General features: G+C 51.7%; 11 protein-coding genes. 5 read left to right on the top strand and 6 right to left on the bottom strand.

Going from position 1 to position 12,997, the window contains the following annotated elements; genetic code table 11:
- Both DZK26_RS02325 and DZK26_RS14235 read right to left on the bottom strand, forming a co-directional pair.
- On the bottom strand, positions 1 to 2,415 hold the full coding sequence (locus DZK26_RS02325; RefSeq protein WP_258870850.1) for a spermidine synthase: 2,415 nt from the start codon (positions 2,413 to 2,415) through the stop codon (positions 1 to 3).
- On the bottom strand, positions 2,330 to 3,013 hold the full coding sequence (locus DZK26_RS14235) for a hypothetical protein (RefSeq protein WP_181918354.1): 684 nt from the start codon (positions 3,011 to 3,013) through the stop codon (positions 2,330 to 2,332). The genes DZK26_RS02325 and DZK26_RS14235 overlap by 86 nt, the downstream gene beginning before the upstream one ends.
- Positions 3,014 to 3,185: 172 nt before the next feature.
- Between DZK26_RS14235 and DZK26_RS02320 the strand changes: the two genes are divergently transcribed.
- The 4 genes from DZK26_RS02320 to DZK26_RS02310 all read left to right on the top strand — a co-directional run bounded on the left by DZK26_RS02320 (position 3,186) and on the right by DZK26_RS02310 (position 7,886).
- Positions 3,186 to 4,058, top strand: a complete 873-nt coding sequence (locus DZK26_RS02320) for a glycosyltransferase family 2 protein (RefSeq protein WP_258870849.1) — start codon at positions 3,186 to 3,188, stop codon at positions 4,056 to 4,058.
- A gap of 6 nt (positions 4,059 to 4,064) precedes the next feature.
- Positions 4,065 to 4,976 carry a hypothetical protein gene (locus DZK26_RS14100; protein ID WP_147306640.1) on the top strand — a complete coding sequence of 304 codons (912 nt, stop codon included), beginning with the start codon at positions 4,065 to 4,067 and terminating at the stop codon, positions 4,974 to 4,976.
- Positions 4,977 to 5,444: 468 nt separating this feature from the next.
- On the top strand, positions 5,445 to 6,428 hold the full coding sequence (locus DZK26_RS02315) for a lysylphosphatidylglycerol synthase transmembrane domain-containing protein (RefSeq protein ID WP_116897928.1): 984 nt from the start codon (positions 5,445 to 5,447) through the stop codon (positions 6,426 to 6,428).
- A 269-nt stretch (positions 6,429 to 6,697) separates the two neighbouring features.
- Positions 6,698 to 7,886, top strand: a protein-coding gene (locus tag DZK26_RS02310) for an IS3 family transposase (RefSeq protein WP_258870848.1) whose coding sequence is annotated in 2 segments (ribosomal slippage) — positions 6,698 to 6,942 and positions 6,941 to 7,886 — 1,191 coding nt in all. Because the reading frame shifts where the segments join, the coding sequence is not laid out codon by codon here.
- On the opposite strand, the gene DZK26_RS02305 is transcribed toward DZK26_RS02310, so the two are convergent.
- From DZK26_RS02305 to DZK26_RS02290, 4 genes are all read right to left on the bottom strand, one after another.
- Entirely contained in the window at positions 7,869 to 8,594 is a 726-nt protein-coding gene (locus tag DZK26_RS02305; protein ID WP_116897927.1) for a class I SAM-dependent methyltransferase, read from the bottom strand. The genes DZK26_RS02310 and DZK26_RS02305 overlap by 18 nt on opposite strands.
- The gene (locus DZK26_RS02300) at positions 8,591 to 9,751 is read right to left on the bottom strand and encodes a glycosyltransferase family 4 protein (RefSeq protein ID WP_116897926.1); all 1,161 of its coding nucleotides are present in this window, start codon (positions 9,749 to 9,751) and stop codon (positions 8,591 to 8,593) included. Before DZK26_RS02300 ends, DZK26_RS02305 begins: the two co-directional genes overlap by 4 nt.
- 195 nt (positions 9,752 to 9,946) lie before the next feature.
- Positions 9,947 to 11,689, bottom strand: coding sequence for a hypothetical protein (locus DZK26_RS14095; RefSeq protein ID WP_147306638.1), 1,743 nt, complete (start codon positions 11,687 to 11,689; stop codon positions 9,947 to 9,949).
- Between the two features lie 667 nt (positions 11,690 to 12,356).
- Positions 12,357 to 12,524 carry a transposase gene (locus DZK26_RS02290; protein WP_116897924.1) on the bottom strand — a complete coding sequence of 56 codons (168 nt, stop codon included), beginning with the start codon at positions 12,522 to 12,524 and terminating at the stop codon, positions 12,357 to 12,359.
- Between the two features lie 252 nt (positions 12,525 to 12,776).
- Between DZK26_RS02290 and DZK26_RS14390 the strand changes: the two genes are divergently transcribed.
- A partial coding sequence (locus DZK26_RS14390) for a hypothetical protein (protein WP_220337104.1) occupies positions 12,777 to 12,997 on the top strand: 221 nt, incomplete at its 3' end.

Raw genomic sequence — 12,997 nt, 5'->3', positions numbered from 1 at the left:
TCATTCACGCTGATCCAGCCAGGCAAGGAGCAGCGAGCGAGCGAAGCCATACTCGCCGGTAGCCTCTACCTGAGCACCGAACTCCTTCTCGATTTCTGCAGCTTCGCTGTATCGTTCCTGCCCGATCAGGCCGAGCTGCAGACTGGCAAAGGCATAGGCGTCGAACTGTCGCAAAGACTCAGGCAGAGCTTCCAGCTCCTCCAGCCAATGCCTTCCCAGCTGCACCATGGCCTCGGCGTCACGTCGGGCGTTTGCGTCCAGTAGGGCCAGTACCCGATCAATGCCCGGCGGAAGCGATTCGCAATTCAGCCAGACGGGTTCGATCAGAAGCCCGGACAAGCCCTCACGATCAAGGTAAGGCAAGGTCAGCTCGGCCAGACTCTGCAAACGCCGGACCAGCCACTCACCGGCCACCGCATCGTTCCCATCCTGCTCGCAAATGGATCCGATCGCACGGAGCTCCATCATCCAGGCTTGCATTCCCGTTTCCAGGCCGGCAAGCGCTTCCATGTCATCGTGAACGAGAAAGCTTCGAATGAGCCGGGCATCATTGGAGAGTGTATCAGCAGAAAAATGATCATGGTCAGGCATTGTTACACCCAAACTCGGCACTTCACGGACCCCAAGCCATTCCAATAAGGGAAGATTATGAGTAGGCAGGCCGATAAGTTGCTGGGCATTGAGGCCCCGAAATCGAGTACGGGGCGCCTCCAGACTCAGAACCGGGTGATAATCGCTATTGGCCCGATACCCATAGAGCCTTGCAAACGCCGCCAGCAATTTTTTATCAGCTACTCGGCGAAACGCGAGATGTTCAGCACTCGTTACTCCGACATGACTCAACTCTTCTGCCAGCTCCCCCTCAAACAATCGGGAGTAATCCAACCGGTCGTCAAGCGGCCGTTGGCTGGCCACTAGCAACAAATCACCATTGTTTGACAAGTAGCCGTTGATATCCGCAAAAGCCGGCACCATGGCATTCAACACTGAACTGACCAGTCGGTCATCAATTTCATAGAGTTGCAACCATTGCAGGAAAATACCGTCATCCGAAAGATAGTGCGGGATAAACTGGTAGAATTCCTTCGAAAATAGCGTCCCGACTCCACTGATCCAGGGGTTGGAAGGCTCGGAGATGATGAGGTCATAGCGCTTTTTCTGACCGGCAAAATAGCTCTTGGCATCATCGATGATAACGTTCGAGCGCGGATCCTCGTAGGCGCGGGCGACACGTTCGCCGAACCACCGGGCGCCGTTGATCACCTCCCGCTCGATCTCGATGGTATCAACCCGCTCGAGCCCTGAATCGGCCAACAGGGTGTGCGTTGTCATGCCCGACCCAAATCCTATGACTGCTGCTGAATCTGGATGAGGGAGGTAAGCCAGCGGTAACGCACCTAAGGCAATCATCGTCGGCTCATCGATCGTCGGCGAACGCTCATCGTTAAATTGCAGCGAGGCATCCGGTTTCCCATTGGTGGCGATGATCGCCGTTCCCCCAGGATTCAGATACGTCGAAATACTGGCTGTCTTTCCATCACGGTAGAACAGCAGTTCGGTCTCTTCATCGAGCTGCACGTTTCCGGTCCGATATACCCCGGAACTCAGCCGCAGCGGATCGAAAGTCACCAGGGTGACAGCAAACAAGATGGAAAGCAGGGCTACAGCGACTCCCGCGCCAACACCAGCCAGGTCCCTGTCTCGGACTGCCGTAATCCTCAGGATTACGACACCGATCGCCATATCAACCAAGGCTGCCAGCACCAGAGCCAGTTTCAGCCCGAGCACAGGAATCAGGAGGTGCATTGCGGCGAACACGCCGACAATCGCCCCGATGGTATTAAAGGCGTAAACGCGGCCGATTGAAGCCTCGCCCTGCCCGTCGCGAAGCAAGGCGACCGTGAACAACGGCAGCGTGGTGCCGGCAAAAAATGCCGTCGGCAGCATGATGAGAATGGCGATTGCCGCCGTGCCCAGGTTGAAAAGACTGTAGCCGCCATCAGTCCGCGCCAGCGACTCCATCAGAAAGCCAACCCAGGCAAAGGCGCCCGCATAGAACGCCAGCGCCATCAGAGCGGTCAGCCCCATCAGGATTTGCAGGAGAGCCACGAGCTTCAGCGGTGCATCGGTACGATCCGCACGACCCCGGATCCACAGCGCGCCCAGCGCGATACCGGCGATAAAAGACCCCAGCATCAGTTCGAAGGCGTGCAGCGTGCTGCCCAGCGCTAGGCTGAGCATTCGCACGAAAATAATTTCGTAGGCAAACGACGCCGCGCTGGATAATAAAGTTGCTCCGAGAACCAGGTAGAGAAGTTGCCGGCTGCCGTCAGAGCGTTCCTGCCCCCCCCGCGGAAATAGCCGGCCGGGGCGTCTCTTTCCCGGCGCCGAGCCACCAGGCCAGAATCGCGACAATGATATTGATGCCGCCGGCAGTGACCATCGCGCCGGGCAGTCCGAATCGGGGCAGAAGGAAGAACGCGGCCACCACAACGCCCACTGCGGCACCGATGCTGTTGGTGAAATAAAGCCCTCCCAGGGCATTTCCGTCGTGGTCCGGATAGCGCCGAAGTAATCCCCCGCTCATCAGCGGGAAGGTCATCCCGAGCAAGATGGTCTGGGGCAATATCATGCTTGCCGCAAGCAACCACTTCCAGGCACTAACCAGCCAGGGCTCGCTCAGACTCGGCATGATTACCTCATAACTCAGGCCTAACACACCTACGAACACCCAGTGGAAGGCGAGCCCGAACACGCCAATGATCAGTTCGACTAGCGCATAAACGCGGAGCAGGTTTCTCCAGCTTATACCCCACTTGGCCACCAATCCCGCACCGACCGCCATGCCGCCCATGAACAGCGCGAGCACTAGAACCTGGGCATACGCGGCATGCCCCAGGAAGAGGCCCAGGTAATGAGTCCAGATCGATTGGTAGACCAGCCCGGCAAAGCCCGAAAGGACGAAAATGGCCAGCAACAGCCCGAAACGGCGTCGCAGAACGGCAGAATGCATACCTCTGGCCCCTGCTTGGAATTGTGCAGTCCCGCAGCTTATCTCGGAAGCTTTCGGATCACAATCCAACTGCCTTCAAAGCTGGCCTGAATCGCAGTTATTTGCGATACTCGGTGCTAGCTGAAATCAACTCCGCCCTAGCTAAAGTGCCAGACTTCACTACTGCCCCAATATGTCCTCCATGAAAAACTTATCAATCATCATCCCGGCCAAAAACGAAGAAGCCGCCATCGGGCAGGTAGTCGAAGGCGTACGCCAGCACTTGCCAGACGCCGAAATCATTGTCGTCGACGATGGTTCCACCGACCGAACAGCGGAAATTGCCAGCGAAGCCGGCGCCACGGTGGAGCGCCACCCACATGCGCTAGGCAACGGCGCAGCGGTCAAACGCGGCGCCCGCAGTGCTGCAGGCGAAATCCTGGTCTTCCTCGACGGCGATGGGCAGCACAACCCGGCCGATATCCCGCGCCTGATTGAGAGAATGGAAGCCGGCTACGACATGGTCGTTGGTGCGCGCGCGGGTCGAAAGTCACACGCCAACTCGGCCCGCCTGGCGGCCAATGGCGCCTACAACATCATCGCATCAATCGTTACGGGTCACACGATTCCCGACTTGACCTCTGGATTCCGGGCAGTAAACGCCACGAAATTCAGGAAATACTTGTACCTGCTGCCCAACGGGTTCTCCTACCCGACGACCATCACCATGGCCTTTATGCGTTCCGGGTTTCCAGTAGAGTTCATCTATATCGAGGCTACGAAAAGAAAGGGCCAGAGTCATATCCAGCCGCTACACGACGGACTGCGCTTTTTGGTGATCATCTTTAAAGTTGCGACGTTATATGCGCCACTTAAACTGTTTTTACCAACCAGCTTCTGCTTCTTTGCTGTTGCAATCAGCTACTACCTATACACCTACACGACCAGAGGACAGTTCACCAACATGAGCCTACTGATGTTTAGCGCAGCGGTTATCATCTTCCTGATAGGGCTCATATCAGAGCAGATAACAGCACTGAATTATAAAGATCAGGACAAGACCTGAATCCCAATGCCCACGCCGATCAAATCCGAAAAAGATCTCGTGTTTATAGTATCAGGGGGCCGCACCGGTACACGCTTTCTCGGCGATAAGATATCTTCAGCAATCGAAGGCAGCTTTTCCGAGCACGAACCTGACCTTATTGATCCCCTAGACTTTCGCTCGTTAAGGCGCCTCAAAGACCTTGGGATATGGCATGGAATCTTTGGAAAGCTGACAGGCTATACGGGAATCAGAGCGATTGGCACGCTACGCTTGAAGGGGAAACTCTCGCGCTCTGCTTCAACTAGTCGTATCGCCAAAATCCGCAAGCGCTATCACGCGAAGATCAATCAGGCGCTTATTATTGAATCAAATTATCAGTGGCACCTGGCATGTGATGAGATATGCGATATCTGGCCGTCAGCCAAGATTGCATTAATTATTAGAGATCCCAGAACCTGGATCTCATCATGGCTTAACAAGGGAACTCGCTGGACACTCACCGATTTTCCCCGATGGATACCCCCAGGACGACCAACCCCGCGATCGATAGGGGATGAAGAATGGAGATACGCCTGGAAACAATTTGATACATTCGGACGACTTGCGTGGGAATGGCGTTTCGTCTACTCGAGACTCGATAGATATGCACAACAACTAAACAATGCCAGAATGTTTAGATTTGAAGATCTATTTGGCCGAGAGAGCCAGACACATATAGCAGGCCTATTACGTTTTTGCGCAGAACACTCCCAGAATACCTATTACGTAAACATTCCCGAGCGATTCACATTAGAAAAACGCAACGAGAGTTACGGCTCAGAATCTGGATGGCACACATGGAGCGAAAGTCGGCGTCACCTCGTCAATGCCTTATGTGGACCACTGATGCAGAAATATGGATACGGGAATGAACCCGAGTGGACTCTGGATAAGTAGAAGTGAAACCACCATTGCTCTATCAACATTTATACTTCAACTAATTGATGCTCACTGTTGATAATAGCGGCATCAATAACCGCGGCAGAAAATGAATAACTTTACAAAACGATAGACTTCCGAATCACTTTTAGGAGCCAAGGCTATAGATATTATATCCAAGAAGCTATCCACCGCTTTCTATGGAAAGGGCAGATCGCCAGAACATAATCCGGTCTTCATTGGACTTCAAGCTTCAGTTCCCAAGAAGAGCCAGAACTTTAAGCAGTATTCCGATTAGCAAGTATCGAATACCTCACCCGATCTACGCTTTCCAACACATCAAATTCGCCGTCATGAATATTGCACAGCTTTCCCCACCAATCGCCTCAACTAACATAAGGAGCTCGGAAAGTCGCTTGCCAGCGAACGACCGGGTAGTCTGTAGTAGTCTTGTATCCGACATACGATACTTTCTGGTATAGCGCGATGCACCGAACTTCAGGTCAGGGCCGAATAGATGCTTTTAATCCCCGAAATCAGCCAGAGATGATCCCGACTCCCTGGAAGATTGCTCTCACTTTTGTCTTTACCGCCGCCACGATTTTCCTGGCGGTCCGCTCCGGCGCATTTGGCATGCTCGAGGCGGCCTTTACTCGGATCACATGGGTGGAACTGTCGGCCCTCTTTGCCATTTTCGTCGTAATTCGAATCATTCAAGCCTATTCGCTTATACAGTCACTGAAAGTTGTCAATACCGCCCTCACGCTTCGAACTAGCCTTGAACTGGCAGCTCTAAAAGGTTTTTACAATCTCGGCCTTGGCGGTGCCGGCTTCATAGCTCAAGCTATTCACGTGCGTTCAAGAAATCTATTTTCGATCACCCAGCTAGCATGGGCGACAGCTACGCAATCAATTCTCCTCATTGCTGCTTTGGGAGCGTTTCTTCTAGCCGTGGCTCCGGCCCTATTCGATCACGCCAAGGCGTTTTGGGCGGTGATATTGCTCGGAGGTTTAGGCACACTGATCCCATTTATGGCGCTCCCAGCACTTCGTTATTCCAGACGACTGACTAATAGACTACCCGTAAGGCTACAATCCAAACTCAAAGAGCTCCAATACCACTTCCCAGCCCCTAGAATGAATCAGTTAGTTCCACTCTGGCTTCTACAGGTCAGTCTGGTGGGACTTAGACTAGGTCGAATTATCTTTATTGCTGTACTCCTCGACCCGCTCACCCCGATTGGGGAACTAGCTGCCACAACGCTATTTGCCGACCTGGCCACTGTTGTTCCTCTAACCCCCGGTGGCATTGGCATCCGAGAATTCCTGATCGGCGCAGGAGGCTCCCTAGGCAGACAGCCGGATCTCTTTATAATCGCGGCCATCATTGATCGCGGGATCGCAATTACGGGCAACCTAGTCCACGGCACAGTCACTCTCACTGCGAATCACTTCAATCGAATAAACTGACAATGCCGTAACGTATTTTCCCAAAATTACGCTACGTTGTTATCTGCTCCTTGCTGCACTTGCTCTTTCGCATGTCGATACCCTGGTTACCACCGCCATCATGCCGCAACTTAAGATATTCGTGGCGGGATTGCAAGAAAGGGAGACAAACCGACCTAGATATAGTCGAGACATCAGCAGTACGGTCCACTTTATAAACAGCGCCCCGGCTTCTACCCCAACATAACGGACGCATCCATATAGCCCCATAATAGTGCTGGAGGTGCGTCATGTCGAAACGAAGAAAGTTCAGCAGCGAGTTCAAGCAGGAAGCGGTCCGCTTGACCGAAGAGCCAGGTGTCAGTTGCTCCCAAGTCGCCCGCGAGCTGGGGATTGGGGGTAATTTGCTAGCGCGATGGCGCCGGGAGTTGGCCAAAGACGGCCAGCAGGCTCTCCCAGGCCGTGTCCAGTCTCGTGATGAAGAGCTAGCGGCCATGCGTTGCGAGCTAGGCCGGATGAAGAAGGAACGTGATTTTTAAAAGAAGCGGCGGTGTTCTTCGCGAAAGCGTCGAAATGAGATACCGAATGATCGAGCGCTGCCGCGGCGCCTACCCGATCCGAATGATGTGCCGATGCCTGCGCGTGTCGCCCAGCGGCTTCTACGGCTGGCATGAGCGGCCTTTGAGCCGGCTGGCGCAGGCTAATGTGGTCCTGACCGACCGGATCCGGATTCTGCACGAAGAAAGTGACGGCGTAATGGGAAGCCCGAGAATGCACGATGAACTTCGCTTTGAGGGCCGTAAGTGCAGCAAGAACCGTGTAGCCCGACTGATGAAGGTCGACGGGCTCCAGGGTATCCCGCAGAAGCGACGGTGGAACAAGAAGCCTTCTGGACAACGCCCTGACGGTATCAGCAACCACCTTGGCCGGGACTTCCACACGGAAGAAGCCAACACCAAGTGGGTGACTGACATTACCTATATCCGAATGGCGGAAGGCTGGCTGTACCTTTGCGTCGTGCTCGATCTGCATCGAAAAGACATTGTCGGCTTGTCGATGAGTAAGATCCAGGATCGTCAGTTGGTGCTTCAAGCCGTGTTGATGGCGCTGTGGCAGCGCAAGGACAACTCGAAAGTCGTATTGCATTCTGACCGAGGTTGTCAGTTCACCAGTGCTGAATATCAACGGTTCCTTGCTGGTCACAACCTGGTCTACAGCATGAGTGCCGTTGGTAGTTGTGCCGATAATGCGGCCTGCGAAGGCTTCTTCGGAATGCTCAAACGCGAACGGGTTAATCGCCGTTACTACATGACACGCGCCGATGCTCGCTCTGATATCTTTGACTACATTGAACGATGGCATAATCCGCGGCGTAGGCGATCTAAGCCCGTGCCAGGGACAGAGGAAAAGTCTTACCGAAAGCGTCCGTGCTGTCGGGGTAGAACCCCCCCGGAATTCCGCTCACCGAGATTGGGCTGAGTTACTGGAGAGCTTACAGAGAAAGTGTATTTGATACTGCCATTTAATAGGCCAAATTATCAGCATGAAGGCCTGCAATAGCCTGGCAGGAATCATCCAAGCGGGCTTTCTAGTAATCCAATGGCGGTTAAATATATGTAAGTCTCTCCAACGACCGACCACCTTTAAACCCACCGAATCAAACAGACGCTCCCATTCAGCTATTGGCCTAATTGTTTCCTGAACCTCCCGCTGCTGGGTCCCCTTGAATAAACCTAATCGATAGGTCAAAAAATCTGCATTCGGAACTAGAATGAGAATCCTTCCGTTTGGTTTTGCAACCCGATGCATCTCCTGCAATGCATCCCTTTGGTTGAGAAAGTGCTCCAGTGAACCGAGACAAGTAATTATATCAAAGGAATTGTTCTCAAAAGGCAGTTTTTCTGCAGGCCCACAATGGAAGTCACCATCAGGCATTAAGGATCTGCAATACTCAATGGCCTTCTCAGAAATGTCCAAACCCACAACCTTTGCTCCACGACCTTTGGCCACGCGTAGCCATTTTCCATCCCCGCAAGCAACGTCCAGCAAAGCTTGGCCGGGAAAAATATTCAGTTTCGTTGCCAGCCGTTTCAGATGCCAAGAGACCTTTCTGCTGATAACTGATCTAATGTCACTGTAGTAGACCTCATTATAAAATTTTGCGACTGTTCGGTGGTCGGTTTTCATGTCAAGGCCTTCCTGATAGGAGGGATAGCGCGCAATGACTTACCGAATTCGCGCCACTCGAATTGCTTTGAAAACTGCCGGCATTGCTTCCTAGCCAATACATCGCCCGACTGGGCCAACCATTGGCAACAGTGACGGGCGAACTGATCGTACTCACCCGGCGGGATCAGACTGCCCGATACACCATCACGAACGGAATCCGAAACTCCTCCGGTTTGAAAGGCGATTGTTGGCAATCCGTGCGCGGCTGCTTCAATAGCCACCATTCCGAAGCCTTCCATATCCCCTGATAGCTCAAGGACTGGAAAGACATGGATGCTAGATGCGCAGTAGGCCATTCTAAGAGCCTCATCATCGATCTTGCCAAGGAAAACCACGTTTCGGGAAACCCCACTTGCAGCTGCCGCATCTCGCAACTCCGCTGTGCCAACCGCATCCTTTTTTAGTGCCCCACTCGGCTCACTTCCTACGATAACCAGCATTGCGCGGGGATACTGGGTCAGTATCGCCGGAAAGGCGTTGCTGATAAACTCCCGCAATCCTTTACGACGCATGAGCCTGCCAACGGAAAGGATCAGCGGGCGATCACCAACATTAATTGATTGGCGCCATTCCAAGACAGCCTCGGAAGATGGGATTTCCTCAGGAAACGTCACCCCTGGGTGCAGTATGTGAATGAGCTCGCCGGAAATCCCCGCCTTTTGAGCGACCTCGGCCGTTGCCCTGCTGTTTGCAAGGAAAAAATCGGCCTTTCGAATAATCGGGAGCATGACCCGTTGATACCAGTAATTTTCAGTCAGGACATCGAGACCATGCAGATAAACGCCCCACGGCACATTACTTAATTTGGCAGCCAGCCAAGCCGGCACCGAATTGGCCCCACTTCCGGCCAGTATTAGTACTGGATGGTGACGACGAGCCGAGCGGACCGCCTTCACACTGGCGCAGGCCAAGAAAAGTGAAACGGGAGTTACCGGACAAGTCTGGACACGTCGAGCATCGCGAAGATACCGTTTAGCACCTCTAGGGCCAATAATAGAGACATCGCAGGCTTGTCTGAGCTCGAGAAAGACATGCTGATTCAAACGTTCCATACCGCCTTGAAGCGGAGGGAGGTTACGACTAACCAGCATGGCCACTGGTTTGGACATAGACATTTACGGCTCGACAGAATTTTAAATGTTGTCAGAATAGCCTCTAAAGCCACGACCTGGCAATAGCTGCCTTATAGCTTGCCGCCACGCGACCGGGAACTGCAGCTAGCCTAGAACTATCCATTTCACTAGGACATGATCATCATTAACAGGCAAGAACGAATAACAGGCTTCTATAAATAGACTCAATCAGACAGATCAGTTAAGGCGAAGGCCTTCTCTGGAAACGTAAATATTAGATTCTTGCCATTCTGATTCGAAGTGACTTCCTTGGATAGTGTATTCAACAATTGGTTGGGTAAAATCGTTCTCCCATTCATCTCGATGCCATAGATAAAACATATGCTTTCGCGTCGGCGGATCCTGTTCTCTGATATTGAATACAGAATCATGGCCAAAGCTAACATCAAACTTCATAACTTCACTAATGGTATCTGGAATATTTATAAGTGAGGTTAGATTATTAGATGTCTCTAAGGAGCCTTGTGCGCCTGGGGGTTTTACCATTAGTAGCGCCGACGCCAGGGATGCTGCAGAATCAGGAGCCTGGCCATCACCCAAAGGAATTTTATAGCCATCACGTAGGGTTGGAACCCATCCACCGTGATCTGAATGGATGACAATTAGAGATGACTCATAAATACCAACTTGCCTCAAGCGATCAAGAAATTCAATTACTCTGTCCATGGTGCATGCAGACTGAATGGCCAGTGTAACGCGAGTGTCAGGCAGTATCCTACCGGCATATTCACACCGTTGATTTAGGATCATAGGGCGATGTGTGTGTCCTACGTGTATGAGTTTATAGACCGGCCTGCCGCTCTCCACCACTACTGATTTAGACAGCCTATTTAGAAATTCCGTATGAAGAAAGTAGTCAAACTTATTTCGAACATCGTCAAAGGTAAAGCGATAAAACAGCCACTTCTGTTGGTTATGAATCAAGGGCTTCACAAAGTGCGGAACCGACCTAAAAAGTGACATATCCCAAGTGAGGGTCAGATCTCGTAATAAACTGTTACCTAAGGCAACTTCATCGATATCCACAATATTGTCATGTGGAAGAGCCGAGTGTCGCTTGGTAAAATACGGCCCATTAACAGCGAGATCCACTTTAAATCCATTCTTTTTCGCCTCTGATATAATTGTATTACCTGACAGTGCGCCATCAATGAACTGTTCTTTTTGCTGCTTGTTGCGATAAATCTCCGTTGAAAGGTATGTTGGAACTGAAAACTGCGTATAAGGAAAAACACTAATGTTCTCACGGAAGAATGTAAACCCCTGAAACTTCTCAGCATATCTCGAGCCATAGGGTTCATTCTCGAGAAGCTCCTCGAGGATATCTGACTGGAATCCGTCGATTATCAAGTGAATAACGTTCTGATCCTGAGAAAACTCCCTGATCGACTCCAGCCCCTTATCTTTCGAAAGTGAATTGCTGCGACTCAGTATATCTCCAGTAATGCTGTACAAGCTGACAACAAACTGTAGAAGCGCAATCGCAGTCGCCAGGCGAAATAGATTTGACCTGATACGACTTCGCAGCAGAAAAACAGTGAGAACCACTGCTATCCATATCACGGCATCTACCAACCCTCGCCATGAAGAGCCCCTCCAATCAATTGATGCCCCTGTAAGGCCTCCGTAATCCCACACTAATAACTGACTCTGGATCCAAAGAAGGAAGAATCCTGCAGGCAGTACGAACCAAATCATATTTTCTTGATCTTCATCAACCAATGCTCTGGAAATCAGGTAAAGAGCCGTTGATACAACAAGAAAAGGCAGAAAAGACCCCCCTACAAGTCCTGGAAGCGACGAACTCAGGTACTGTTCATTTCCCACCACGATCGTTGTGATATTGAATATAAAGAGCTGCGCCGGAATCAATGTGGAGGCCATCAGCAGCCGGATCTTTAATTTTCCCTTGGAAAACATAATTTAACTATCGCTATAAACCGGAGTCACAAGTAAAAGTTACTTACGATGTAAAAACCTATAATTGGCACAACATGCGACGGACAGTCCCCCCAATTCACGTACGATTTGGATAAGACTTTTCCTCTACCGCTGTCAAGCACTTAGATTCCCTATACAGAAGATTATACCATTTTCCAATATAACTTCCGAAACCGCTGAATTCTGCAGAGCCGGTTGTGACCCGACGAGAGATCGCTAATAGTCGGCGCTTGCACACCGCCACTCTCGATCAGAATGCAATGCGACCTTTGGGTTATGCTTCCGCTGACACAGCACCATCAAAACAGCCTGAAGCCCCAGTTGGCGATCCTGTGTCTTTCTCATGGACCTGCCGACACAGTCTTTTCGATGCGGACCAAGCACAACACATAGGCACAGCTAAACTTCTGCGGTGCGAATATAGGTAATGTTAGATCCCAATTAGAGTTGGCTTATTCCGTGTGCAAGAACCCGCCAAGGTGGCTGCTGAAACCATCTGTGCGTTGCCCAGAAGGCTATTTGCCCCAACGGGCCATCTGAAGAATACCCTGGAGGCGCTTGAGGCGCATGCATCCAGACTCGAGCCAGCTCCCGGTGCTGTAGCTGCTAGCCCCTCATCACGCGACTGGCCGTAGCCCGGGATGGCTCACTCGCCGTCTTTGGCCTGCTCGCGGCGACACTGCGCCAGCAAACTGGGGCCAATCTGCAGCTCGCAGGCATCCTGGGTGCAGCTAACGCCCGCCTCTTCGGTCAGACGGACCGCCTCTTGCTTGAATTTATTGCTGAACTTTCTCTTTTCGACATGGCGCACCATCAGTACTATTATGGCCTATGTGTATGCATTCGTTATGTCGGGGGTAGAACACCACCACGTTCACATTGGGTCAAAATAATTGCTAAACTCGCTCACCAATACAACGATGCAGCCCCAAATTAAACTGAGGTTGACTTAGCTCTTCATCTGCACGTGCTTCATAGTACCGTCAGAACTTCACTTTTGTTCTACGCCGCATCAAACTTGGAATAACCTACACGCATCGATCAAACTTCCATTCTCGGCCCGTATATGACAAAACACCCGACACTGCTAGTACTGTATATTTTTTTTGGCGTGGGCGTCGCTTTGATTTTCTCCATATACAGCTTAGCTTGGAGCGGCACCCTTCATTTTGACGATAAAGTTAACCTCAACGGTTTGCAAAGTATTGCAGACTGGACCGGTGTGCTGCAGTTCATTTTCTCAGGTGAGTCCGGCCCAACCGGCCGGCCGCTATCACTGGCAACTTT

This window comes from Wenzhouxiangella sp. 15190, from assembly GCF_003417465.1.
Classification (GTDB): Bacteria; Pseudomonadota; Gammaproteobacteria; order Xanthomonadales; family Wenzhouxiangellaceae; genus Wenzhouxiangella.
This window is presented reverse-complemented; position numbering and strand designations above follow the sequence as displayed.